General features: G+C 36.0%; 20 protein-coding genes. 16 read left to right on the top strand and 4 right to left on the bottom strand.

Annotated elements, in window-relative coordinates; all coding sequences use genetic code 11:
• Nucleotides 1-31: 31 nt before the first annotated feature.
• Together IGL28_RS02180 and IGL28_RS02185 are read left to right on the top strand one after the other, a co-directional pair.
• Nucleotides 32-304 (top strand): hypothetical protein, encoded by a 273-nt coding sequence (locus IGL28_RS02180; protein ID WP_034699533.1) that lies wholly within the window; start codon nucleotides 32-34, stop codon nucleotides 302-304.
• A 16-nt stretch (nucleotides 305-320) separates the two neighbouring features.
• Complete coding sequence (locus IGL28_RS02185; RefSeq protein WP_081127718.1) at nucleotides 321-1,244, top strand: LacI family DNA-binding transcriptional regulator; 924 nt, start codon at nucleotides 321-323, stop codon at nucleotides 1,242-1,244.
• 226 nt (nucleotides 1,245-1,470) lie between these two features.
• Here IGL28_RS02185 and IGL28_RS02190 read toward each other — a convergent pair whose 3' ends face one another.
• Complete coding sequence (locus IGL28_RS02190; RefSeq protein ID WP_081127720.1) at nucleotides 1,471-2,229, bottom strand: MerR family transcriptional regulator; 759 nt, start codon at nucleotides 2,227-2,229, stop codon at nucleotides 1,471-1,473.
• 197 nt (nucleotides 2,230-2,426) lie between these two features.
• Here IGL28_RS02190 and IGL28_RS02195 point away from each other — a divergent pair, with 197 nt between their 5' ends.
• The 6 genes from IGL28_RS02195 (at nucleotide 2,427) to IGL28_RS02220 (ending at nucleotide 10,309) form a co-directional block, all read left to right on the top strand.
• Nucleotides 2,427-2,795, top strand: coding sequence for a DUF1827 family protein (locus IGL28_RS02195; RefSeq protein ID WP_034699551.1), 369 nt, complete (start codon nucleotides 2,427-2,429; stop codon nucleotides 2,793-2,795).
• 1,061 nt (nucleotides 2,796-3,856) lie between these two features.
• Entirely contained in the window at nucleotides 3,857-4,579 is a 723-nt protein-coding gene (locus IGL28_RS02200; RefSeq protein WP_016249921.1) for a hypothetical protein, read from the top strand.
• Between the two features lie 422 nt (nucleotides 4,580-5,001).
• On the top strand, nucleotides 5,002-6,474 hold the full coding sequence (locus IGL28_RS02205) for a nicotinate phosphoribosyltransferase (RefSeq protein ID WP_010738428.1): 1,473 nt from the start codon (nucleotides 5,002-5,004) through the stop codon (nucleotides 6,472-6,474).
• Nucleotides 6,475-6,486: 12 nt separating this feature from the next.
• On the top strand, nucleotides 6,487-7,311 hold the full coding sequence (gene nadE, locus IGL28_RS02210) for an ammonia-dependent NAD(+) synthetase (protein ID WP_034699558.1): 825 nt from the start codon (nucleotides 6,487-6,489) through the stop codon (nucleotides 7,309-7,311).
• A gap of 619 nt (nucleotides 7,312-7,930) precedes the next feature.
• Nucleotides 7,931-9,781, top strand: a complete 1,851-nt coding sequence (locus IGL28_RS02215; protein WP_376116025.1) for an LTA synthase family protein — start codon at nucleotides 7,931-7,933, stop codon at nucleotides 9,779-9,781.
• A 93-nt stretch (nucleotides 9,782-9,874) separates the two neighbouring features.
• A complete protein-coding gene (locus tag IGL28_RS02220) occupies nucleotides 9,875-10,309 on the top strand; it encodes a hypothetical protein (protein ID WP_063626564.1) in 435 nt (144 codons plus the stop codon).
• Between the two features lie 402 nt (nucleotides 10,310-10,711).
• Here the strand turns inward: IGL28_RS02220 and IGL28_RS02225 are convergent, their stop codons facing one another.
• Both IGL28_RS02225 and IGL28_RS02230 read right to left on the bottom strand, forming a co-directional pair.
• Entirely contained in the window at nucleotides 10,712-10,873 is a 162-nt protein-coding gene (locus tag IGL28_RS02225; RefSeq protein ID WP_010720034.1) for a hypothetical protein, read from the bottom strand.
• A 1-nt stretch (nucleotide 10,874) separates the two neighbouring features.
• Nucleotides 10,875-11,906, bottom strand: coding sequence for a lactonase family protein (locus IGL28_RS02230; protein ID WP_010720033.1), 1,032 nt, complete (start codon nucleotides 11,904-11,906; stop codon nucleotides 10,875-10,877).
• 135 nt (nucleotides 11,907-12,041) lie between these two features.
• On the opposite strand from IGL28_RS02230, the gene IGL28_RS02235 reads away from it, so the two are divergent.
• Nucleotides 12,042-12,395, top strand: coding sequence for a PTS glucitol/sorbitol transporter subunit IIA (locus tag IGL28_RS02235; RefSeq protein ID WP_034699568.1), 354 nt, complete (start codon nucleotides 12,042-12,044; stop codon nucleotides 12,393-12,395).
• 8 nt (nucleotides 12,396-12,403) lie between these two features.
• Nucleotides 12,404-13,558 (top strand): AI-2E family transporter, encoded by a 1,155-nt coding sequence (locus IGL28_RS02240; protein WP_010720031.1) that lies wholly within the window; start codon nucleotides 12,404-12,406, stop codon nucleotides 13,556-13,558.
• Between the two features lie 182 nt (nucleotides 13,559-13,740).
• On the opposite strand, the gene IGL28_RS02245 is transcribed toward IGL28_RS02240, so the two are convergent.
• On the bottom strand, nucleotides 13,741-14,361 hold the full coding sequence (locus tag IGL28_RS02245) for an NAD(P)H-dependent oxidoreductase (protein WP_010720030.1): 621 nt from the start codon (nucleotides 14,359-14,361) through the stop codon (nucleotides 13,741-13,743).
• A gap of 218 nt (nucleotides 14,362-14,579) precedes the next feature.
• On the opposite strand from IGL28_RS02245, the gene IGL28_RS02250 reads away from it, so the two are divergent.
• The 6 genes from IGL28_RS02250 to manA all read left to right on the top strand — a co-directional run bounded on the left by IGL28_RS02250 (nucleotide 14,580) and on the right by manA (nucleotide 22,643).
• Nucleotides 14,580-15,224, top strand: a complete 645-nt coding sequence (locus IGL28_RS02250) for a TetR/AcrR family transcriptional regulator (RefSeq protein ID WP_010720029.1) — start codon at nucleotides 14,580-14,582, stop codon at nucleotides 15,222-15,224.
• Nucleotides 15,225-15,239: 15 nt separating this feature from the next.
• Entirely contained in the window at nucleotides 15,240-16,967 is a 1,728-nt protein-coding gene (locus IGL28_RS02255) for an ABC transporter ATP-binding protein (RefSeq protein ID WP_034699574.1), read from the top strand.
• Entirely contained in the window at nucleotides 16,964-18,853 is a 1,890-nt protein-coding gene (locus IGL28_RS02260) for an ABC transporter ATP-binding protein (RefSeq protein ID WP_081127725.1), read from the top strand. The genes IGL28_RS02255 and IGL28_RS02260 overlap by 4 nt, the downstream gene beginning before the upstream one ends.
• Nucleotides 18,854-19,062: 209 nt before the next feature.
• Nucleotides 19,063-19,911 (top strand): VOC family protein, encoded by an 849-nt coding sequence (locus IGL28_RS02265; protein WP_010738419.1) that lies wholly within the window; start codon nucleotides 19,063-19,065, stop codon nucleotides 19,909-19,911.
• Nucleotides 19,912-20,619: 708 nt separating this feature from the next.
• Nucleotides 20,620-21,645 (top strand): serine hydrolase domain-containing protein, encoded by a 1,026-nt coding sequence (locus IGL28_RS02270; RefSeq protein WP_010720025.1) that lies wholly within the window; start codon nucleotides 20,620-20,622, stop codon nucleotides 21,643-21,645.
• A 38-nt stretch (nucleotides 21,646-21,683) separates the two neighbouring features.
• Nucleotides 21,684-22,643 carry a mannose-6-phosphate isomerase, class I gene (gene manA / locus IGL28_RS02275; protein WP_081127726.1) on the top strand — a complete coding sequence of 320 codons (960 nt, stop codon included), beginning with the start codon at nucleotides 21,684-21,686 and terminating at the stop codon, nucleotides 22,641-22,643.
• Nucleotides 22,644-22,888: the final 245 nt, after the last annotated feature.

Consider the following 22,888-nt stretch of genomic DNA (forward strand, 5'->3'; position numbering starts at 1 on the left):
TACTCAATTCATCAAAAAGGAGGAATTACTGATGAATACTTATATCAAAACGACCAATGGCGCTACGAATGACTATTTTTATGCTTTTGTTGAATTTAAAGAAACAGTGCTTGAATTGTCTAGTCCTCAAGGGTTAAATAAAACGGTAATGAAAAAAATTCCTTTAGATGAAATTAGTGGATTGGCTAAAGATACGTATCTGGGTGGGCAACGTATTAGCTTTGAATATGATGGAACGTTCTATCAATTTTTTGAATGTGGGCATGCTGTGGTAGACTATTTACAAGAAAATCTTTTTGCATAGGTGGTTTTAGTAAAGCATGACAAACATCAGAGATATTGCAAAACTGACGGGCTATTCTGTCTCTACCGTTTCACGGGTGATCAATAATCATCCTTATGTTGACGAAACAAAACGTGCCAAGATTCTATCCGTCATTAATGAGTTATCGTATGTTCCTAATGCAAGTGCCAGACAGCTCAGTTATGGAAAAACAAAAAATATTGGTGTTATTCTGCCTTATACGGATCATCCTTATTTCGATCAATTGCTTAGTGGGATCATTGAAGTCGCCTTCAACGAAGATTATCAGGTGACCTTGTTACCAACAAATTATCAGGCAGAAAGAGAGAGAATGTATTTAGAAGAATTTGCAGGTAAACGATTTGATGGTTTGATCGTTACTTCTCGTGCCAACAGTTTAGATGTATTGCTCTCTTATCAAAAGTATGGGCCAATCATTTTTTGTGAAGAAATAAAAGAAACAGAAGCTAGTTGCGTGTTTATCGATCGTGAACAATCTATTACTGAAGCATTATTGTATTTAAAAAATCAAGGCGTGGAAAATCTAGGCGTTACTCTAGGAAGAAGCGGACGGCTTAGTTTTAATACAAAAGTGACGTTGGAACTTTGTAAAAAAATATTTCCTGATTTCAAAGAGGAAAATGTTTTTTGGAACTGTATTGACTATGAGCAAGGGGTGAATGCAGCGACGTATTTTAAAGAAAAAAAGGTAGATGGTGTCTTCACTAATTCAGATACAGTTGCTGCCGGTATTTTGCAAAGCTCCATCTTAGAAAGTAAAAAACGTCTTGTTGGTCGTGATAATCTGTTGATCAGTGAGCTAATGTCTTTTTCGACGATTGATCATGGCTTAAGAGAATGTGGAGAAACGGCCTTTCTACTTTTTATCGAAGAAAAAAAAGATCAAATCAAAATTCCTTATCGATTTATTGTGCGATAGTCGAAATGGTTTTAATGCGGAATCAAAAGTAGATCGAAGTAACGCAAAAACCTAAAAAAGAAACCGAATAGCCAAAAATAGTTTCTCCTATTTTTGTGATTGCTTCGGTTTCTTTTTGACGTCAATGGATTATGAAAGAATGTAGTGTCTGCATTCTGACAGGATGGATCATAAAGTGAGATCTTCGCTACTTATTTCCTAAAATGAACGTACACTCAAAGACAACTTATTCAACCGCGTATGTTTGAATGATCGTATTCAATGCTTGGGCAGCTCCGCTCCCACAACGCTCATCATAGTAAGCGGTGAATCGTTCATCAGAGATATACAATAAGCCTAAGCCACGATGAGCTTCGGAACTATAAGAAGGCCAGCTAAAAGTAAGCCATTTTTTGTGTTCTTCAAATAGTTTCAATGCTAGTTTTTGATCAGAGTCTGATTGTAAATAAGCTGTCAAATCAGCTAAGAGTTGTTTTTCTAAAGACTGCATTTCTTTAAATTTTTCTTCAGACATATTTTGCCATTTTTTATTTGCTTTCTCAACGGTGTCATCTCCATATTTTTCTCGTATTTCTTGTCCATAGTTTGTTTCATTTTCCATTATTTTTTGTTTTTTAAATCCTTCAAATTTCTCATGATCTTTCATCGGTTTTCCTCCTTCGTAACTCTCCAGTGTATGTTGAATAGTCATTAATAGTGTATCGAGCTGTTTTCTTTTTTCTTGTAACATTTCTTGATGTTGGATCAACGCTTGTCGATGATCGAAAGCTGGATTATCTAAAATTTCTGCAATTTGTTCTAACTTAAAATCAAGGGAGCGATAAAACAAAATCTGTTGTAGTCGGTCAACTTCTTGGCTAGTGTAGATCCGATAGCCAGACTCAGTCACCCGTGATGGTTTCAGTAAGTGAATCTGATCGTAAAAACGCAGGGTACGAGGACTAACACCAGAAATTTCTGCCATTTTTTTTATAGTATATTCCATGCTTAACCTCCTTATAGAATGATCTTATTCCTTGACGTAACTAGAAGGTCAAGAAATTTTGAATATTTTTTTGTGTTTATTTTTATGTTATAATAAGTAAAGTAGAAAAACGAATTTTTCTGCTTTAAATATGTCATGTTGAAAGCGATTCCTTTGTTGAGCGCTTGTTATAAATAATAATAGAAAAGAGGAATAAGATGAAATTAATCGAAACGCCAGTTACAAGTAATTTAAATATTAAGACGTTTTATCCTAAAGTAGTAGATTTTTTCTTTAGTAGTAAAGCCATCAAATACTATAAACTTTATTCGCTTGATCGAACACAGATTTTATACATTGATACGTATGAAAAATCCCAATTATTGATGATTAATACGAAGAAAAAAATCACCAAGCAAGAAATTGATTTTGCAATCCGTCGTATTTTGAAAGCAGAACGTGAAGACGTCAAGGTCCATATTGGTGTAAAACAAGACTTAGAACGAGCAGGTGTCCAATTCAAACGACCAAATAAAGATATCGTGATTGTTGAACAGAAAGTAGGTCGTTCAGTGGAGGAAAAATAAAACAGTCTTCTGCAAATGAGTAAGTTGTGTACCGGTCTCAAAATTGGAGCTGTTAAGAAAAACTAGATACTTGGTTCAGAGAACAAGAGAAAAAATTTTTTCCAGGTCTCTAGGGATGGATGACTAAGGGCAAAATGCATCCCTTTAGTATTGTAGTAAGTTTTAATACATTTAAATATTTCCATCTGAGTTTGAGGTGATGTCTCTGAATTGAGTCTCTTTGTCCCACGAGGTTGGTAACGAGAAATCTTAGGATAAATTCAACAGAAAGAAGAAAACTTCTTTCTGTTTTTTTGAACTGGAAATCGGACGCTTGTTTGACTTCAAAAAAACTAGGAACTTTTTTATAAGCCTCGTTCCTCTCTTAAGTAATGCTTTTCTTGTTCTAACTTCTTCATGTCATCATGAGCATCAAAAAGTGCGTTCCCTTTTCTAAGAAACGCACTTGCTTTATATTTTTTAACTTCTTGAATCCAACGATACAAGTGGTGAGCCTGTTTTTTTAGCTACAGGCTAACTTCTTTCACAAAAAATTATTCTTCGATCATTAGGTTGACGGCAACAATTTTACTTACTTTATCAACTGAATCTCTTGGCATAATATAAATCCTCGATTTTCCTTCACTTTTTATCTAGTTTATTACAACAATTCCAACATCAAACTATAACTCTTTCCTAATACTTATTAAAATATAAAAAAAAATTTATGATGGTACCTCTTTATCAGTATATAATGCTAAGTGTCGGGAGATACGTTACATAAATCTTATTACTATAGATAAAGGGAGGTCGTTAAATATATAAGAAAGCGCAAAGTGTAATATTTTTATTTAGGAAAAGAAAATTAAGTTTATGTAACTATGTATTATTAGATCTCTATTGAATCCAAGGATGATTTATTTAGATGATAATCAAATTTAAAACCATTCAGACATCTATTATAGAATAAACATAATCATCCGATTACTTGGAGAAAAATCAATACCGACATTTATTAATGGTTAGAGAATATGAACTTTAGGATGTCATGATAAAAAATAAAATATAAAAGGATTGATTTGATGAAATATAGTAAACTATTATTATTTACCTCGTTTTTGTGCATTAGTGCTGGGACAATAAATACCATGACCGTTAACGCAGCTCAACAAGTAACTGTCTCAGATTCAACTGTCCGAAACGCTGTAGAGGCTGTAAACAATTTATTTACCGACAATACATATACCACATTATCTCCAAACACAACAACTGAAACGATCAAAGAAGCTAGAACGCTGATTCTTAAGGCCGCAGGAAAATGTGACATCGTTCATTTAAGTAATTTATGCAAGAAGGCGGAAAGCTTGTTATTAGAAAGTACCAATTCAGTAGATTCAGCTGTCCAAAATGCTGTAGAGGCTGTAAACAATTTATTTACCGACAATACATACACCACATTATCTCCAAACACAACAACTGAAACGATCAAAGAAGCTAGAACGTTGATTCTTAAGGCCGTAGGAAAATGTGACATCGTTCATTTAAGTAATTTATGCAAGAAGGCGGAAAAATTGTTATTAGAAAGTACCAATTCAGTAGATTCAGCTGTCCAAAATGCTGTAGAGGCTGTAAACAATTTATTTACCGACAATACATATACCACATTATCTCCAAACACAACAACTGAAACAATCAAAGAAGCTAGAACGCTGATTCTTAAGGCTGTAGGAAAATGCGACATCGTTCATTTAAGTAATTTATGCAAGAAGGCGGAAAGTTTATTAGCACTATCTGTTCATTTATAAAAAATAGAAAATTTATAACCTTTCACTTCTTTAAATATTCCTATAGGCACGACACCTAAAAGTGGGAAGTAAAAAAATTGACATAGGCTGTTTGTCCTCTGCACTGTACGGAGGGCGAACAGCCTAATGTCTGTAGTCTTTTATGAGAGAAGCGGTGATTAAAGTCAGTTTTTTCGGAAAAATCATGGAAGATTGGACAACTTTTAATTTCACTTCAAAATTGTCTGTAACCATAAAAAAGTCGACCCCAAAAAAGGTCACTTTTTAGTCTAAATTTTTTGAGGTTGGTTCATTATTGTTCTGGGTTATAAATTTATTTTCATTTGTCCTTTTTCAGAAAATAATCAAGATTTCTTCTACTCTAGCGTTTTTTTGTTATAATGGATAAGAAATGAAAACTTGCCAAGAGGAGTAATATAAAGATGAATAAAATTTACCCAGATGACAGTTTGACGTTGCATACTGATTTATACCAAATCAACATGATGCAAACGTACTGGGAATTAGGTCGTGCGGATCTCCACGCTGTTTTTGAATGCTATTTCCGTGATATGCCATTTAACCATGGGTATGCCGTGTTTGCAGGATTAGAACGTCTTGTGGAATACTTAGAAAATTTGACGTTTAGTGAGTCAGACATTGAATACTTACGCAAAATGGACATCTACCCAGAAGGTTTTTTAACATACTTAAAAGAATTTAAATTTAAAGCTACTGTCCGCTCGGCGCGCGAAGGTGAATTAGTGTTTGCCAATGAACCGTTGATCCAAGTGGAAGGTCCGTTAGCACATTGTCAATTGATTGAAACAGCCCTACTGAATATGGTGAACTTTCAAACGTTGATCGCTACGAAGGCAGCAAGAATCAAATCAGTGATCGGCGATGATCCATTGTTAGAATTTGGTACTAGAAGAGCGCAAGAATTGGATGCTGCTGTTTGGGGAACTCGAGCTGCTTACATCGGTGGAGCAGATGCTACTAGTAATGTCAGAGCTGGGAAAATCTTTGGAATTCCTGCAAGTGGAACGCATGCGCATGCACTTGTTCAATCTTATGGAAATGATTATGAAGCGTTTATGGCTTATGCGAAAACTCATAAAGACTGCGTGTTCTTAGTTGATACTTACGATACCTTGAAATCTGGTGTACCTAGTGCGATCCGTGTAGCAAAAGAATTAGGCAATAAAATCAATTTCCTTGGGGTTCGTATCGATAGTGGCGACATGGCGTATATTTCGAAGCGTGTTCGTGAACAATTAGATGCTGCTGGTTTCACTGAGGCTAAAATTTATGCTTCAAATGATTTAGATGAAGCAACGATTTTAAATTTAAAAATGCAAAAAGCTAAAATCGACGTTTGGGGTGTAGGAACGAAATTGATTACAGCCTATGACCAACCCGCGCTTGGTGCTGTCTTCAAATTGGTTTCAATTGAAGATAAAGAGGGCAAAATGATCGATACAATCAAGCTTTCCAGCAATGCAGAAAAAGTAACAACTCCTGGCAAGAAACAAGTGTGGCGAATCACTCGCAATTTTGATGGCAAATCAGAAGGAGACTACGTTACGCTTTGGGATGAAGATCCTAGAGAGGAAGCAGAGATTTTTATGTTTCATCCTGTGCATACCTTTATCAATAAAACGGTGCGTGACTTTACAGCTCGACCTATCTTACAAGATATTTTCGTGAAGGGCGAACGGGTCTATGAATTACCAACTTTAGATGAAATCAAAGCATATACACGTGATAACCTTGATTCACTGTGGGAAGAGTACAAACGTGACCTTAATCCACAAAAATACCCAGTTGATTTATCAACAGATTGTTGGAATCATAAAATGGCTACGATGGAACGGATGAAGAAAAACGTAGCTACTTTATACAATGAATATTAAGGAGGAAAAAGAATGAGCTTACAAGAAGAGATTATCCAAGAATTAGGTGTCAAACCAACCATTGATCCACAAGGTGAGATTCGAACTAGTATTGATTTCATGAAAGCTTATTTAAAGAAATATCCTTTCTTAAAAACCTTTGTTTTAGGAATCAGTGGGGGACAAGATTCTACGTTAGCGGGACGTTTGGCTCAATTAGCAATGGAAGAAATGCGTGAAGAAACACAAGACGATCGTTATCAATTTATCGCTGTACGCTTACCTTATGGCGAACAAGTAGACGAAGAGGATGCGAAAGCTGCAGTTGAATTTATCCAGCCTGACGTTCGCCTACGAGTGAATATCAAACCTGCTGTTGATGCGCAAGTTGCTGAATTAGCCGCTGCGGGGATTGAAGTCAGTGACTTCAATAAAGGAAATATCAAAGCTCGTCAACGGATGATCACACAGTATGCAATTGCAGGTGGGCATGCAGGAGCAGTTCTGGGAACGGATCATGCAGCTGAAAATATTACTGGTTTCTTTACAAAGTATGGCGACGGTGGCGCCGATTTGTTACCATTATTCCGCTTGGACAAACGTCAAGGAAAACAATTATTACAAGAACTAGGGGCACCTGAGAAACTTTATACCAAAATCCCAACAGCTGATTTGGAAGATGGCAAGCCGTTGATCGCCGATGAGGTTGCTTTAGGTGTTACTTACACTGAGATTGATGATTATTTAGAAGGTAAAGAAGTTCCAACAGATGCCAAACAAAAAATTGAAGCTTGGTGGAACAAAACGCAGCATAAACGACACTTACCTATCTCAGTGTTAGATGATTTTTGGAAATAAGCCTAATAACTTTGTTGAAGATCACACCAATGAATGAAGTAACATTGCTTGTTTTTAATGAACTCGTTATTTAGTAAAAAATAAGGTTGTCATAGTAAAGTTCAGATGGAAAAATAACCTGCTATATCCGAAAACAGCTTCTCGCATTTTCTGGATATAGCGGGTTATTTCTATTATCAAGAGAATATGAACCGCATGTTCTTTTTCAAGATTTAAGACAAAAGATTAAAAATAGCTATTCATTGGGTTTCAGTTCTATTCTGTAGTAGTACGTCAATGAAGTACTATTAATTAAGATTATAAACGCATGGAGGATTTTTTTAGTAGCTGTAATAAATTGTTTAAACATCTTGTGTTAAAAATTAAAGTTATGTCAGTAGACTTCTTTCACATGGATTTTTTAACGCCTTTTTTATAAGTCGCTACTTGCATACTATTGTTATGCTTTTACAATACGATATTGAGCAGTCGACAATTTGTGAACAATCAAATCGGACAACGAATAAAAAAAGATAAGGGTTTGCAGACAGTTCTTTACTTGTTATCTGGAAATCATTAAAATAAGGAAAGCGGTATCGAATAATAAATGAATTAAAGGAGTATCCATTTGAAAAGACATATAAAAGATAGTTTCAATCAATTGTCTGTCAAACAGAAAAATTGGTTAAAATATACATTAGTGGCGATAAGTATCGTTTTTGTCGTTGGACTAAGCAATTTGTATTTACAATGGTGTCAAAACGATCTTTCTTTTGATCTAGCTGTAAAATTTGCTTTTTCGTGGCATACGGAAAAATTTTTATTAGCTTGTTTAGTGTTATTAATGATCTTCCTTTTTTTAGTGGCAGTATTAGGTTCTTTTCTCTTTGGAACATTCTTTTATCTTGTTGGCATTGGAATATTAGGTTACGCAAACTATTTAAAAATGACCTATCGACAAGAACCGATTTATCCCGACGACCTAAAGATGATCAAAGAGTTTGGTTTATTAAAAGATATGACAGGCACAACCTCGTTTTATCTATTAGGAGGAATGATCCTATTGGTGGTAGCAGGTGGTTGCTGGGCTATCTATCGGAGTTTTAAGAAAGACAAGAAATTTCAAGCCATCCGAGTGATCACATTATTTACTACGATCTTTGCGCTAATTTATATTAGTCATTTCAATAACCCAAATAATTTATTACGTAAAGCATATAACAAAACGGCTTTGTGGATCCCTTATAGTCAAAAGATGAATTATTATAATACAGGTTTTATTGGTGGTTTCTTATACAATTTAAAAATCGATCCAATGGAAAAGCCAAAAGGGTACTCCGAAGAAAAAATCAAGGAAATTACATCACACTATCAAAAGCTGGCAGATGAAAAAAATAAAACTGCCTCAGAAGAACAACCGAATATCATTTATGTGATGAGCGAAAGTTTTTCAGATCCTAGTCGTTTGAATGGGGTGGAAATTACCGGTGATCCTTTGGCAGATTATTATGCGGTTGCTGATCAGACTTATAGTGGTCAGATGCTTTCTCAAAATTATGGTGGTGGAACAGCCAATATCGAATTTGAAGCATTAACAGGTTTTTCAATGGGACTATTCAATGCCCAATTAACAACACCCTACACAATGTTAGTACCCAAAATGAATCAATTACCTTCGATCGTTTCAACATTGAAAGATCAAAATTATCATACGACTGCGATCCATCCTTATAACACCTCGATGTACAAAAGAAAAGATGTTTATGAGGTTTTAGGTTTTGATGAATTTATTAGTGAAAATACGATGACGTATACTGACACCATTGAAGATAATCCCTACATTTCTGATGCTTCTGCTTATCAAGAAGTGATGGATCTTTTAAAAGAGGACGATACACCCCAATTTATCCATCTTGTGACGATGCAAACCCATATGCCTTATGATGGAAAATATCAGCAGCTCGAATATACAGCCAAAACAGAGGATAATAGTGGGATAAGTAGTTTAGAAAATTATCTTCAAGATATTTCGTATAGTAGCCAATCCTTAAAAGCGTTCACGGAAGAACTGAAGAAGTTATCAAGAAGAACGCTAGTTGTTTTCTGGGGAGATCATTTACCAGGGATCTATTCTGACACCATTCAAAATAGTAATGAGAAACACACCTTACACGAAACACAGTTTTTGATGTTTGATAGTCAAGGAGAATTAGAAAAAAACGAAGCTCCTGTTACAAGTCCTTTTTATTTTGCTGCTGACTTGATGAATCAGACTAATCAACAGACAACTGGTTTTTATCAATTATTGTTGGCACTTCAAAATGAATTACCAGCATTTGAGCGAGAACTATACTACCAAGAGGGGCAATGGCATCGAGAAGCACAATTAAACAAAAAACAAGCAGAACTTTATCAAGCTTATGAGATGATTCAATATGATATTGTTTCTGGGGAAAAATACAGTTTACAAACAAATTTTTTTGAAAAATAACATATGACTTTATTACTCTGGGTAGAAAGCCTATTCAATTGTGCTAAAAAAAGGTAAAATAAAAGAGAAATAAAATCGAAAGTAGGAGAAAGAATGTTACCAAATATTGGTTATTATGTACAATCAGTCGATCGAATGGTCAAAGAGACGGAAGAGATCGGTGAACAGATGCATCCAAAATATCAAGTGATCAGAGAAGCGATTGATCAGAAAAAAACAGAAGACTTGTCTCCAGAAGAGTTAGCTGAAATCGTTCATTTGTTTGAAGAAGGAACAAAAAAATATCGTGTGATATTGAAAAAAATCAGTCAGTTGCGACCACCAGCAAAAGTAATGGGTATTCATAAAAGTTTTGAAAAAGCCTATACTTCCTACGTGGCTGGTTGTGAAGAAATGACTCAAAGTATCCAACCAGAGTCTGGAGTTGACCATGATTTATTTGATGTTTCTGAAGAAAAACAGGATCAAGCGACAGAAAATATTTCTTCAGCCATCCAAAAAATGACAAATTTATTGTTGAAAAAATAAAACAGTATAAAGTTTCATTGAAAAATAGAGTGTTTTAATTTAATTATCATATGTTTTTTATGATAAAAATCAGTCAATCACTTATTATATGAAAGTAACCTATACCAACAACAATTTTGAATTACTCGATCGAATAATTCACTTTTACCGTCAAGCCTAACCAACTTGACGGTTTTTGCTATTTACCGATCGTTTGTCTCAGTTCAACTCAATCCCTCCATATTCAAGTTCAACTTATAGAGGCTGCTCTCAACAAATCGTTCACCGAAAACAATGTAGTTCAGATGAACAAATAATATACCCGGCGGAGTTTCAGCACTAAGCAAAAAAACTCGAAACGTGAAAAACTTGTTTCGAGTTTTCGTCATGAGCAAATCAAGTAACGCTTTTCCGATCACTTATTTAATTTTCAACATTTCTGACATAATCATCAAAATATTGAAGTAAATCTTGTTTTAATTTTTGATAATCTGCTTCACTATATTCTTTTTCTTCTAACTTTCCTTGGAAAAAAGGAATTTCTAACTCTTCCCGTAATCGATCCAATACTTCATCTTTGTTCATGTTACTGCTCCTTTTCAAAATAAACACAGACACATTCTGGTGCATAGATGTCTTTTTGGCGTAATTCTAGTAAACCAGTCTCTTTATTTCGCGCGAAAAGCGTAAGATTATCGGTATTTTGATTGGCACATAAGACATAGTCGTTCGTAGGATCTAAAGCGAAATCTCTAGGGAAATCGCCTTCAGTAGAAATAATTTGGATACATTCCAACAGTTGCTCCTTTTCAGAAACTGCAAAGACTGCAATTGAGTTATGGCCACGATTGGAAGCATATACAAATCGACCATCATCTGAAATACGAATTGCAGCACCACCATTTTCTCCTTGAAAATCATCTGGTAGTGTACTAATTTTTTGTTTTTCTTCAAAGCTGCCTTGGGCTTTATTATACGAAAGCACACGAACAGTACTATCAAGTTCACCAAATAGGTAAGCAATGGTTTCATTTGCAGGATGGAAGACAAGGTGGCGGGGACCAGTTCCAGGTTCTGCCACAAATTCAGAAACTATAGTTAATTTTCCTTGATCAGATACATCGTACGTATAGACCCGATCCGTTCCTAGGTCACAAACCACTAAGCGGTTGTCTGGAGTTAAATCAGTATAATGGACATGTGCATGGTCTTGATTTTTATGAGGACCAGTTGCTTCTTGATGAAAAACGGCATCAGTTGCTTCGAGACCTCCATCGTCTAAAATACGATAAACATTGACTTCACCTTTATGATAATTAGCACCATATACTAATTGACGAGATTCATCAACTGCAACGTAACATAAAGGAGCGCCTGATTCTGTTACCGCATTCAAAAAATGGAATTCTTGATCATAAGCCCCGATCCCACCTAAACCGTCCAGACTTGTGACGTTATAAAGATTACCAGCTTCACTTTTTGCTAAGTAAGTTGGACTATTTTCTTTTACAGCTAGCTTCAATCCTGAGACTTCTGCTTTTTCTGTATCTAATTCAATGGTATAAATTCCTTCACTCACACGTCTTGTGTACGTCCCTAAAATGATTTTTTCTTTCATTTTATCCCTCCTAGAATGTATGAAATAGGTTCCTTGTTTATTTTAGCACATTTCAAACAGGAGAGTTAAACAATGAGAATATGTTATACTGAATATAGAGTGAGCGACAGAATTTGTAACAAAGGAGAGAATAAAATGATTCATGCAACCATCAAAGAAATCGGAGAAAATGCAGTAAGTGAACAAGAACCGATCTTGATTTTATTTGATCGAACAGCAACAACTACACTACGTAACTATTCAGTGATCCAAAAGATTACTTCTACCGAAAAATTTTCATTAAAAAAAGGGGATTCACTTTTTTTTGATCAACAAGAATATCAGATTGAGCATGTGGGAAGATTGGCAAATGAAAATTTAAACACAGTAGGGCATGTTACGCTGATTTTTGATCATTATTCTGAGGAAAATAGTATTGTGAACGGTCTTTACTTAACACCACATCAGTTACCTGAGATTCATGTCGGTACACAAATCAAATACAAGTAGGTGAGATTATGGAAGGAAAAAACAAGCGATCAAAACCAGTCTCTTGGTTTTGGCGATGGTTTTTAAATAATCAAGTCGTTACTGCGTTATTAGTAGTACTTTTGATCTTATTGATCGTTTTTTTATTTACTAAGGTGTCCTATCTATTTGCCCCGATCTGGCAATTCCTGGCGATCGTTGGCTTACCCATTATTTTAGCGGCAATTTTGTATTATTTGATGAATCCAGTTGTTGACTATTTGGAAAAGCGCCAAGTTCCAAGGCTCTATAGCATCATCGGGTTATTTGTATTAGTCGTGGCACTGATTGCTTGGGGAACAGTGGTAATCATTCCTAAAATCCAAGAGCAAACCGTGAGTTTTATCAATCATTTTCCTCAATATGTGGATACGATCGATAATAAATTGACAGAAATACTAAGAGATCCTCTATTCAACCAATTTAGGGAACAATTGGAAGCTACTGGCGATAAGTTCATGAGTTCAGCGGGGGATATGCTCCAAGATATTTCAAAAAGTACGGTTCAAAGTTTAGGAAGTTTTGTGGGAGCAGTTGCTACGATTATTGTTGCTTTGCTAACTATGCCGTTTATCCTTTTCTATTTATTGAAAGATGGCAAGCAACTTGCCCCTTATTTTGTGAATTTCCTACCAACACGTATGCGAAAACCAACTTTGAAAGTATTAAGTGAAATGAACGATCAAGTTTCTTCTTATATCCGTGGACAATTGACGGTGGCTTTTGCAGTAGCGATCATGTTTATGATTGGATTTGCGATCATTGGACTCGATTATGCAGTCACCTTAGGGATCATTGCCGGCTTTTTAAATTTGATTCCCTATCTAGGCTCATTTTTAGCAATGATTCCGGCCGTATTCTTAGGAATCGTGGCGGGACCGATCATGTTGATCAAAGTATTGATCGTATTTGCTTTAGAACAAACGATTGAAGGACGATTGATTTCTCCATTAGTCTTAGGGAATCAATTGGCGATCCATCCGGTCACAATCTTATTAGTTTTATTAACTTCTGGGAAGCTGTTTGGAATCGTCGGTGTGATTTTAGGTATTCCAGTATATGCTGCAGCAAAAGTGGTCATCTCACATGTTTTTGAATGGTATACAACTATCTCTAGTTTATATGAAGAAAAACAAAGTGACTAACCAATTGTGCACTAAAAACACATGACTAAAAAAACGAAGAAAGCGAAAATAGTTTAACTATTTTCGCTTTCTTCATTTTTTTAAATTTTTAAGAAAATTTCAAGAAATTTTTAGGTGCCCACTATGCAACAATCAAAGTTAGTAAGGGACTAACTTTATGGTAAACGTGCAAGTAGCTTTTATTAGAAAGTTTGACCAAATGCTGCAGCTTTATCTAAAGCTGATTGCATCAATTCTTCTGCACGGTCAGGGGTATAGTCGATACCTTCAATAAATAATTGATCCACTTGATCGATACCGACAAAGTTTAAGATGCCTTTGACATATTGAGAAGCGAAGTCTTGACCGTTATAAATGCCTCCGTTGGATTGGATGTGCAAAGCTTTTTTACCAGAAACTAATCCTTCTGGTCCGTTTTCAGTATAACGGAATGTCTTGCCAGCGACATTGACGGTGTCAAACCAAGCTTTTAATTTTGTTGGGATATTCAAGTTCCATAAAGCATTCGCAATAACGATCTTGTCTGCAGCAAGAAATTGGTCGGTCAATTCATTGAAACGAGCAATTTTTTGTTGTTGACTTTCAGACAAAGTAGAGAACTCAGCACCTGCCCGAAGTGCTTCCCATCCTGAAAGTAATTCTTCATCGATTTCTGGGATATCATCACGATAAAGCTCTAAAACAGTCACTTCATCTTCCGGATGATTTTCTTTGTAACTAGTTAAAAAAGTTGTTAATGCTTTAACTGAACGTGATTCCTGTGCAGTTAATGGGTGCCCTTTTACTACTAAAACTGATGCCATAATATTCTCTCCTTTAAGCTGACTTGTTATCTGACTAACATAGCTAGTTTACTTGAAAGAGAAAAGGCTATCAAGTTTTTTTAAGGTTCGATTTTTAATTATGAATTTTTTTAGTCTTTTCATGAAAAAAATATGGAAAAGCATTGCAAAACATCTTCTTGGTGTTATAATGACATAGTGTCATGTGACAGTGTGTCATTTTAGGAAGGAGGAAAAAGATGCCTACGAAAACTTTTTTTCATCTACCAGAGGAAAAGCAGAAACGTTTATTAGAAGCAGCTAGGATTGAATTTTCCAGAGTACCATTAAAAGATGCTTCCATCGCAAATATCGTGAAAATCGCAGAAATCCCTAGAGGTAGTTTTTATCAGTATTTTGAAGACAAAGAGGATCTTTACTATTATTATTTTGAAACTGTTCGACGTGATAGTTCAAAAGATATGTTCCAACTGATAAAAGATGTCGATGGGGATTTATTCGAAGGATTCGAGCTTTATTTTACTAAAATCATTCGGGAGATTTTAGTCGGGGAAAATGCTTCTTTTTATCGTAATCTTTTCATGAACTTGGACTATCGTGCTTCTCGTAAAGTCGTGCCACATACAAAAGATGATCAGCGTCATTCACATGCAAAACATCAAAAAGAGGCAAAAGAATTAATTGGATTGATTGATCGAACGACACTGAAAGTAAACGATGATCATGAACTGGAACTACTGATCCAATTGATCATGAATATCGTCTTTACTACGATTGCTCATGCCTATAAATCATTTTCAAAAAACGAAAATTACTCCGTGGATCATGCCATTAAAGAATTTAAATTAAAACTATCATGGTTGAAAGACGGCGTATATCAATAGAAAGAGGGGAATTACATGCTAAAAATCGTCAAACGGATTTCACTGACTTCAGCTATTGCAGCCACGTTGTTCATGGTTATCCAAGTTTTATCAGATCTTTATTTGCCGACGCTCACATCAAATATCATTGATAAAGGTGTAGCACGAGGTGATGTTGATTATATTTGGCAAACAGGTTTTGTTATGATCGGTTTTTCTTTGATTAGTATCATCGCAGCAATCGCAAATACCTTTTTTGCTACACGTGAGTCACAAAAATTAGGAAAGCAATTACGTACCGATGTTTATAAAAAATCTGAAAGTTTAACAAAAGATGCATTTGACAAATATGGTACAGCATCCTTGATTACCCGTACAACTAATGACGTGACACAAATCCAGATGGTTACGCAAATGTTTTTAAGAATGATGATCAATGCACCGATCACATTGGTTGGCGCAAGTTTTCTTGCTTATCAAAAAGATCATCAATTAACCAAAATTTTCTTAGTAGTTATTCCAATCATGCTAGTGGTGATCGGCGGAATCATGTTTTTTGCGGTACCACTATTCAAGAGCATGCAAAAGAAGACAGACCGTTTGAACCTAGTGTTTCGTGAAGGATTAACAGGGGTAAGGGTAATCCGAGCGTTTGATAAGACACGTTTTGAAGAAAATCGTTTTGATTTAGCAAACAAAGATTATACAAATACAGCAATTAAAGTCAACACGATCGTTGCATTGATGATGCCGATGATGACTTTGATTATGAGTGGAACAAACGTAGCAATTACTTGGTTTGGTGGACACTACATAGCAGATATGACGTTAGAAGTCGGAAACCTAATTGCATTTATGACGTATGCTATGCAAATTTTAATTAGCTTTATGATGCTTTCAGCTATTTTTATCATGGTCCCTCGAGCGCAAGCTTCTGCTGATCGGATCAATGAAGTATTAGATGAAAAAGTAGGTATCTCAGATCCTGAGAACCCAACTGAGGTGACTCCTGCAGGTAAAGCTGCCACAATCTCATTTGAACATGTCAACTACCGGTACCATGGAGCTGAGAAGCTGGCATTAGAAGATATTGATTTTTCAGCAAAATCAGGCGAAACTGTTGCGATTATTGGTGGAACTGGTTCGGGTAAATCTACTTTAGTCAACCTTATCCCACGACTATACGATGTCGAATCAGGAACAATCAAGATTGATGGTGTAAGTATTACCGATATGACTCAGTATAATTTGCGTGAATTGATGGGCTTTGTTCCACAAAAAGCCATGTTGTTCTCTGGCACGATCAGAGAAAACATGCAGTACGGGAAAGCAGATGCTACTGATGAAATGATTTGGAAAGCGTTAGAAATCGCCCAAGCCAAAGACTTCGTTTCAGAAATGGAAGAGGGCTTAGACAGCCATGTTGAACAAGGCGGAGGAAATTTTTCTGGTGGGCAAAGACAACGTTTGGCGATTGCTCGAGCATTAGTCAAACCAGCTGACATTTATGTATTTGATGATTCTTTCTCGGCTTTGGACTTTAAAACAGATGCAAAATTACGCCAAGCTTTAAAACAAAATATGAAAGAAAGTATTACGGTTTTAGTTGCACAACGAGTAAGTACAGTAATGGATGCGGATATGATCTTAGTCCTTGATGAAGGAAAACTAGTTGGCAAAGGCACACACGATGAACTTCTTAAAACGAATGAAACCTATCAGGAAATCGTTCATTCACAATTAAGAGAGGAGGATCTAGCATGAGTAAAGGAACGACCAAACCTTCTCAACGACCAATGCCTGGCGGCGGTCACGGACCCGGTCGAAACATTGGGGCAAAAGGAGAAAAACCAAAGAATTTTTGGGGCACAGTGAAACGTTTATTTGGCTATATGTCAAAACGCTCGGTTGCGATCATTGCTGTATTTGTATTAGCGATCGCAGCAGTCATTTTCCAGATCCAAACACCAAAAGTATTAGGGAGAGCAACTACTGAGATTTTTAATGGGGTAATGGCTGGAGCAAAACAAATGCAAGCGGGGCAACAAATTTCTAAATTCCCAATTGATTTTGATAAAATTGCTCAAATCATCGCCACGGTTATTGTGATGTATTTGATTTCTGCAGTATTCAATTTCTTGCAACAATTTATTATGACACGAGTATCGCAACGAACAGTTTATGAGTTACGTCAAGATCTAGAAGCAAAAATGAATCGAGTACCGATTTCTTATTATGATACACATACAAATGGAGACATCATGTCTCGTGCAATCAATGATATGGATAATATTGCCAGTACCCTTCAACAAAACTTAACACAGTTTGTAACAAGTGCAGTTACTTTGATCGGTGTCATCGTTATGATGCTTTCTATTAGTTGGCAATTGACGTTAGTGGCTTTACTGATGATTCCATTGAGTTTGATCGTCGTGATGATCATTGCACCAAAATCCCAAGTCTTTTTTGCAGATCAACAAAAAAGTTTAGGTCTCTTAAACAACCAAGTAGAAGAAACCTATGGTGGTCATACGATCGTCAAAACTTTCAATCATACAGCCAAAGACCAAGAAGTTTTTGAAGAAGAAAACGACAAGTTATATGCTGCTGGGTGGAAAGCGCAGTTTATCTCTGCCATCATTATGCCTTTGATGAACTTCGTTAAAAATCTTGGCTATGTATTTGTTGCTGTATTAGGTGGGGTCAAAGTTGCAAATGGGAATATGACACTTGGGGACGTTCAAGCGTTCTTACAATATACGACACAATTCTCACAGCCGATTACTCAACTTGCAAGTTTAATGAATACGATCCAGTCAACTGTTGCATCTGCGGAACGGGTTTTTGAAGTGCTGGATGAAGAGGAAATGTCTGATAAAAAATCTGGGTTACCTGTTGAAGAGAATACACCATATAAAGTTCGTTTTGAAAATGTTCAATTCGGTTATACCAAAGATCAACTATTGATGACAGATTTTAATCTGGATGTGAAACCTGGAGAAATGGTGGCAATTGTTGGTCCAACTGGTGCTGGTAAAACGACCTTGATCAACTTGTTAGAACGTTTCTATGATGTTTCTGGCGGAAGTATCCGTTATGACGGGGTAGATACGAGAGATTTATCTCGAGATAACTTACGTGCTCAATTTTCAATGGTTCTGCAAGATACATGGCTATTTACAGGTAGCATCTACGACAATATCAAATACGGAAACGATGATGCAACTGACGAACAAGTGATTGAAGCAGCCAAAGCTGCCCATGTTGATGACTTTGTTCGCAAACTGCCTGAAGGTTATCAAACGGTATTAAATGAAGATGCCAGCAACATCTCCCAAGGGCAACGACAGTTAATCACGATTGCTCGGGCATTTTTAGCTAATCCGGATGTATTGATACTTGATGAAGCAACTTCTAGTGTGGATACTCGGACAGAGATTTTGATCCAAAAAGCGATGAATCGTTTATTAGAAAATCGAACAAGCTTTGTAGTAGCTCACCGTCTGTCAACCATTCGAGATGCCGATAACATTATTGTCATGAACCATGGTTCAATTGTTGAAACGGGAAATCATGATCAATTGATGGAAAAAGATGGATTTTATGCTGATTTATATAATAGCCAGTTTTCCGAAGAAGCTGTTTCTTAACAATTCATTAATAGTAAAACGCATGGAAAGAGCATCTGAAGCGTTCCATGCGTTTTATTTATTATAATGAATGTTATTTAAAAATAATTGCAGTATTGCGTGGAAAATGCGAAAATTCTCACATTTTTTTTAATAAAAACCCATTTATTGCTTGAAAGAAATGTGAAGCATCGTTAAAATAAAGCTGGACGTAGAGGGGAGCAAGAAAAATGAAAGAATTTAAATTGGGGTCTACTACTTACCTAAAAAGTGTAGCAATCCGGGTTAAAGATAGAGATAAAATGATTGATTTTTACAAAAATACGATCGGTTTTGATTTGAAACGGGAAGAAAATGAATTAGCTATTTTAGGGACACAAGAGCAAAATAGTGAGATGCTATTGCTGGAAGAAAGTCCTAGAGCGCATGATTACATTGGGGAAATCAAAAAACTGAAACGTTTTTCATTGATTATTCCAACGGTAGCAGAAATGGCTGATATCCTTTCCCGTATCCGTAAAACAAACTATCCAATTGAAGATGCGTTAGAAGATCAAGGGCGCATGGGGATCTTACTTAAGGATCCAGAAGGTAACGAATTAGAAATTTATCACGAAGAGGACAATGTTCAAGAACGAAATCAACCAGAAGCAATGGATCAAGAGTCATTATTACGTAAGTCAGAAGAGCGTTACAAAAAATTATCCGCTAATTCTTACTTTGAAAAAATCCATTTAAACGTTTTTGATAGCGAAGAAGAACGCCGTTTTTTAAGTGATTTACTGGGACTAAAAGTTCGGGAAGAAAAGAACGGATTACATGTTTTAAATGAAGGGAACTTCCATGTAGGAATCTCAGAAGCAAATAGTGAGGCATTAGCATTGCCGACTCATGAAGTATTAGGTTTAGATTTCTTGAAATTCGTGATTGATCAAGAAAGCATGGAACAGTTGATTCAGCATTTAAATGAAACTGCAGTTGACTTCTTTATCGATCAAAGACATACTGTGTTAACAATTTATGATGCGATTGGTATCGAATGGTGGTTTGTGATCGATACAAAAAAAGCCAAAAAATAAAGCGAAGACAAATAATTGAATAGGTAGAAATAGCTCCTAACGATTTGATGTTTAGGGGCTTTTGCTTTTGTTCATTGTTGGCAAAGCGCATCACAAGCAACAACGGAAATCGAAAGCTGATTTTTTGTTCAATATATAAAGGGATACCAGAAACAACTCTTCAACTAAAGAAGTTTCTCTAAGATACAAGAGGATAGAAGAAAAGTTGATTTAAAAAATTTTCTTATTGTCATTGGAGCTGACCACTTCTTTCACAACCTAATCCACGGTGTTCAAGAAGCAACTCCTCAGCAATAAGCGATGATTTTCTAAAATATGAGAAGCTATTTTAAAAAATCCTCTCTTATTCGTTCGGAGCTGAACGCTTCTATCACGACCTAATCCACGGTGTTCAAAGAGCTGCCCTTCGGTAATAAGTCAAAAAATCTCAAAACATGGAAAGCTGTTTCGAGATTTTCCTCCTTATTACTCAGGGCAAAACGCTCTTTTCACAACCTTTATCCATGGCGTTCAAACATCAGCTCCTTGAAATAAGCCTGAATTTTTCAAAACATGAGGAGCTGTTTCAAAAAATTCTTTCTTATTGTCATCGGAGCTACCCGATGTTTTCACGACCTTTATCTACTTGCATCCTCTTGGATAAAGCTATATGATTTGACTTAGCATGATGAACAAAAATTGATTTCTTCGACAGAGAAGGAGAATAAAATGTACCCAGAAACGAAACAGTTGATTTTAAATAAACTTGAAGAAGGTTATTATCCTGGTGTTGTTGGTGCGTTTATTAAGCATAAGCATGTTGAAACTTTTTCAGCAGGTCATGCACAGATCGTACCTGAAACCCAACCAATGACAGCAGATCTATTATTTGATGTGGCTTCTTTAACAAAAGTGATCGCTACCACCAGTCTAGTGTTACGCTTGTGGGAAGATGGTAAAATCGACTTAGACAAACCGTTACACCATTATTTACCGGCTTTTGAAAATGAAACAATCACGATACGACATTTACTGACTCATACATCAAATATTGAAACTTGGATTCCTAATCGAGATCAACTCTCTCAAGAACAGCTGATCGAAGCCTATTTAAAGCTTCAACCTGGTGATCAGTTAGGGAAATTAGTGAAATATACAGATGCAGGCACGATTTTATTAGGATTGATGCTTGAAGAGATTTTCCAAGAGCCAGCCACAGAATTATTCGAAGAACAAGTATTAGCGCCTTTAGGGATGATGCACAGTACGTTTTTACCGTATCCTTCCAAAAGAATTGTTCCCACACAACAACTTGCTTCAGGTGAGGTTTTGCGGGGCGTTACACATGATCCTAAAGCGAGAGTACTCGCTGAGCATGCAGGAAATGCTGGGTTGTTTCTTGATTTAGAGGACAGTATTACCTTTGTAAAAATGTATTTGAATTTAGGGAAAGCTGAAAATGGGCGTTTTTTAGAAGAACAAACGATTCGCTCACTTTTACAAGATCATACGCCAACGAAAAAAGGCAATCGTTCCTTAGGATGGGATTTAAAAAAAGGATTAGAACAACAGCAACCAATTCTTTTTCATACTGGTTATACGGGCACGTTCTTACTAATTGACATTATTGAACAAGAAGCATTTATTTTCTTATCAAACCGTATCCATCCAACGGATCATCGTGAAGCTTATATTCGTTGTCGTGATGAAATTGTTGAAAAATTTTTGAAAGAGAAAGCGTTATTAAAAAAATGATGCTATAATAACTATGAACATTGAGAGGAGTTTGAACTATGCAAGAACCTATGTTTTTAAAACCAGTTTTTCAAGAAAAAATTTGGGGAGGCAGCCGTTTAAGATCAGTATTTGGATTTGATATACCTAATGATAAAATCGGTGAAGATTGGGCGATCAGCGCACATCCACATGGTGTAAGTGTCGTTGAAAACGGTGAATACCAAGGACAAAAATTAGACGAGTTATGGCAAAACCACAAGGAATTGTTTGGCAACCCAACTGAGCCTGTCTTTCCATTATTAATTAAAATCTTAGATGCAGAAGATGAATTATCAGTACAAGTCCATCCAGATGATGCTTATGGAATGAAGCACGAAGGTGAGTTAGGAAAAACAGAATGTTGGTATATCATTGATGCTGAACCTGGAGCAGAAATCATTTATGGCCATCATGCAAAAACAAGAGAAGAACTTGCTGAGATGATCCAAGAGGGTCGTTGGGATGGCTTATTGAAAAAAGTCCCAGTTAAAAAAGGCGACTTTTTCTATGTCCCTAGTGGAACGATCCATGCAATTGGTAAAGGGATCATGATTTTAGAAACGCAACAAAGCTCGGACACGACTTATCGTGTATATGATTATGACCGTAAAGATGCCAATGGCAATACGCGTGAATTGCATATCCAACAATCAATTGATGTGACAACTGTTCCAGCTATTACGCCACAGATTCAAATGAAAGAAGTACGTAAAGGGAATTCTTCGATCGTTACGTATTTAGAGACCGAGTTTTTTAATGTTTATGAATGGGATATCAAAGGAATTACATCATTTAAAAAACAAGCACCTTATACATTAGCGACAGTAATCGATGGAGCAGGAGAGTTAGTTGTTAATGAAAAAATTTACCCATTAACTAAAGGGGCAAGTTTTATTTTACCAAATGATGTGACAGAATGGACGGTTCAAGGAGAGTTATCAATCATTGCCTCTGAACCAGGTAAAGCATCGAAATAAAGAATCAGTGATTTATTAGTTAACTTTGCAGATGGTTATTTTTTCTGATTAGTGTTGTGAAATAAAAAAACTGAGCCTTGTGTTGTGAATGTCTTAAGTTAGACCAAGATCTAACTGAAGCAAGTCAGCACAAGTGTTCAGCTTTTTTGTTTTAGAATGCTGGTAAAAATGAAGCTGCTGATTGCTAATAAAAAATTAGGAAAAATAGGTTCTTGAAATAGCTTTCAATCTGTGGTATATTTTCG

Source organism: Enterococcus sp. AZ077 (assembly GCF_051714965.1).
In the GTDB taxonomy this organism is placed as follows: Bacteria; Bacillota; Bacilli; order Lactobacillales; family Enterococcaceae; genus Enterococcus_B; species Enterococcus_B hirae.

Coding starts and splice junctions, on each gene's coding strand:
- IGL28_RS02180 (WP_034699533.1), top strand. CDS start 32: ATGAATACTTATATCAAAACGACCAATGGCGCTACGAATGACTATTTT.
- IGL28_RS02185 (WP_081127718.1), top strand. CDS start 321: ATGACAAACATCAGAGATATTGCAAAACTGACGGGCTATTCTGTCTCT.
- IGL28_RS02190 (WP_081127720.1), bottom strand. CDS start 2,229: ATGGAATATACTATAAAAAAAATGGCAGAAATTTCTGGTGTTAGTCCT.
- IGL28_RS02195 (WP_034699551.1), top strand. CDS start 2,427: ATGAAATTAATCGAAACGCCAGTTACAAGTAATTTAAATATTAAGACG.
- IGL28_RS02200 (WP_016249921.1), top strand. CDS start 3,857: ATGAAATATAGTAAACTATTATTATTTACCTCGTTTTTGTGCATTAGT.
- IGL28_RS02205 (WP_010738428.1), top strand. CDS start 5,002: ATGAATAAAATTTACCCAGATGACAGTTTGACGTTGCATACTGATTTA.
- nadE (WP_034699558.1), top strand. CDS start 6,487: ATGAGCTTACAAGAAGAGATTATCCAAGAATTAGGTGTCAAACCAACC.
- IGL28_RS02220 (WP_063626564.1), top strand. CDS start 9,875: ATGTTACCAAATATTGGTTATTATGTACAATCAGTCGATCGAATGGTC.
- IGL28_RS02225 (WP_010720034.1), bottom strand. CDS start 10,873: ATGAACAAAGATGAAGTATTGGATCGATTACGGGAAGAGTTAGAAATT.
- IGL28_RS02230 (WP_010720033.1), bottom strand. CDS start 11,906: ATGAAAGAAAAAATCATTTTAGGGACGTACACAAGACGTGTGAGTGAA.
- IGL28_RS02235 (WP_034699568.1), top strand. CDS start 12,042: ATGATTCATGCAACCATCAAAGAAATCGGAGAAAATGCAGTAAGTGAA.
- IGL28_RS02240 (WP_010720031.1), top strand. CDS start 12,404: ATGGAAGGAAAAAACAAGCGATCAAAACCAGTCTCTTGGTTTTGGCGA.
- IGL28_RS02245 (WP_010720030.1), bottom strand. CDS start 14,361: ATGGCATCAGTTTTAGTAGTAAAAGGGCACCCATTAACTGCACAGGAA.
- IGL28_RS02250 (WP_010720029.1), top strand. CDS start 14,580: ATGCCTACGAAAACTTTTTTTCATCTACCAGAGGAAAAGCAGAAACGT.
- IGL28_RS02255 (WP_034699574.1), top strand. CDS start 15,240: ATGCTAAAAATCGTCAAACGGATTTCACTGACTTCAGCTATTGCAGCC.
- IGL28_RS02260 (WP_081127725.1), top strand. CDS start 16,964: ATGAGTAAAGGAACGACCAAACCTTCTCAACGACCAATGCCTGGCGGC.
- IGL28_RS02265 (WP_010738419.1), top strand. CDS start 19,063: ATGAAAGAATTTAAATTGGGGTCTACTACTTACCTAAAAAGTGTAGCA.
- IGL28_RS02270 (WP_010720025.1), top strand. CDS start 20,620: ATGTACCCAGAAACGAAACAGTTGATTTTAAATAAACTTGAAGAAGGT.
- manA (WP_081127726.1), top strand. CDS start 21,684: ATGCAAGAACCTATGTTTTTAAAACCAGTTTTTCAAGAAAAAATTTGG.